Source organism: uncultured Thiodictyon sp. (genome assembly GCA_903837595.1).
Classification (GTDB): domain Bacteria; phylum Pseudomonadota; class Gammaproteobacteria; order Chromatiales; family Chromatiaceae; genus Thiodictyon.
On sequence record CAILVI010000432.1, the window covers coordinates 1 to 1,661 of the forward strand.

Here is a 1,661-nt window from a genome sequence, read left to right on the forward strand (position 1 = left end):
ATTTTGCTATCGCTCACGCTGGGACGTTATCCGCTTTCGCTGCTTGATTGGGGACATTTTCTGCTGGCGGAACTGGATCTGGAAACCCTGCCCGCCGAGCGCTTCGATTTGCTGCACAATCTGATGGTCAATATTCGTCTGCCCAGAGTGCTGGCGGCGGTGCTGGTCGGCGCGGCGCTGTCCACCTCGGGTGCTGCCTATCAGGCGGTGTTCCGCAATCCGCTGGTCTCGCCGGGGCTGATGGGGGTATTGGCGGGCGCTTCTTTCGGCGCGGCGCTGGGACTGCTGATTTCCGGCAACTGGCTGCTGACGCAGTTATTGTCTTTTGTCATGGGTATGCTGGCGGTGGTGATTGGCCTGGGAATTGCCAATCTGTTTGGCGGTGCCTCTATCGTCATGCTGGTATTGGGAGGTGTGATCAGCGGCGCACTTTTTTCGTCGCTGTTGTCCATCGTCAAATACGTGGCCGATCCCTACAACCAGCTTCCGGCTATCGTGTATTGGCTGATGGGCAGTCTGGCGCAGGCAGAACTGCATCAGACAGGCTGGCTCGCCCTTCCCATGTTGCTTGGCATCGCCGTGTTAATCGGCATGGGGCGCGCGCTGGATGCCATGGCGATGGGAGACGACGAAGCGCGTTCGCTGGGGGTACCGATCGCAGCGGTGCGTTACGGGGTGATTGCCGCCGCCACGCTGATCTCGGCGCTGACCGTCTCCATCGCGGGCATGATAGGCTGGGTCGGCTTGATCATCCCCCACATTGCGCGCTTGATCGTTGGTTCGGGAAACAGGCGCTTGCTGCCGGTCAGCGCGTGTCTGGGGGCCATCTTCCTGCTGGCTTGCGATGCCCTGGCACGTACCTTGACGACCACCGAAATTCCAATTGGCATCGTCACCGAATTGCTTGGCATTCCGGTCTTTCTGCTAGTGCTGCATCGGGTACGGCGGGGCTGGACATGAACGCCCCGCAACCGCCCATTTCAAATTTGCGCTTGCAGGCGCACGGGCTGCACTTTGCCTATCGCGGACACAAGGTATTGACCGGTGTCAGCCTGACGGTTCAGTCTGGCGAAGTCGTATCGCTGCTGGGGATCAACGGTGCGGGCAAAAGCACCCTGTTGCGTTTGCTGCTGGGTTTTTTGTCCCCAGCCCAAGGCAGCGTAGAACTGGGCGGACATCCTCTGAGTTCTTTTCGGCGGCGCGAAATTGCCCGGCATATTGCCTATGTTCCGCAGGTGCATGTCCCGCCCTTTCCTTACTCGGTAAGAGAGATCGTGTTGCTGGGGCGCTTGCCGCACACCGGTCTGGCTGCCGCCTATGGACGCGAGGACGAAGCGGAAGTCGATCACTGTTTATCCAGACTTGAAATCACGCATCTGGCTGATCGTCCTTACACCGAAATTTCAGGTGGTGAGCGGCAATTGACGCTGATAGCCCGCGCCCTGGTACAAGGCGCACGTATCCTGGTTCTGGATGAGCCGATGGCCGGGCTCGATTATGGCAATCAGATTCGCTTGCTCCATCGTCTTCGGCTGCTGGCACAAGATGGCTATGCCGTGCTTAAAACCACCCACCATCCCGAACATGCGCTTGCCGACTCGGATCGTGTCGTGCTGCTGGAAAATGGACATATCACCGCAGATGGTGTGCCGGTGGAAGTG

2 protein-coding genes are annotated in these 1,661 nt (G+C 59.1%); both read left to right on the forward strand.

Going from position 1 to position 1,661, the window contains the following annotated elements; all coding sequences use genetic code 11:
- The coding region (locus tag QZY44_RS25765; protein ID WP_295454896.1) for an iron ABC transporter permease at nucleotides 1-960 on the forward strand (960 nt) is incomplete at its 5' end.
- Nucleotides 957-1,661: ABC transporter ATP-binding protein (locus tag QZY44_RS25770; RefSeq protein WP_295454899.1), on the forward strand; the 705-nt coding region annotated here is incomplete at its 3' end. The genes QZY44_RS25765 and QZY44_RS25770, both read left to right, overlap by 4 nt.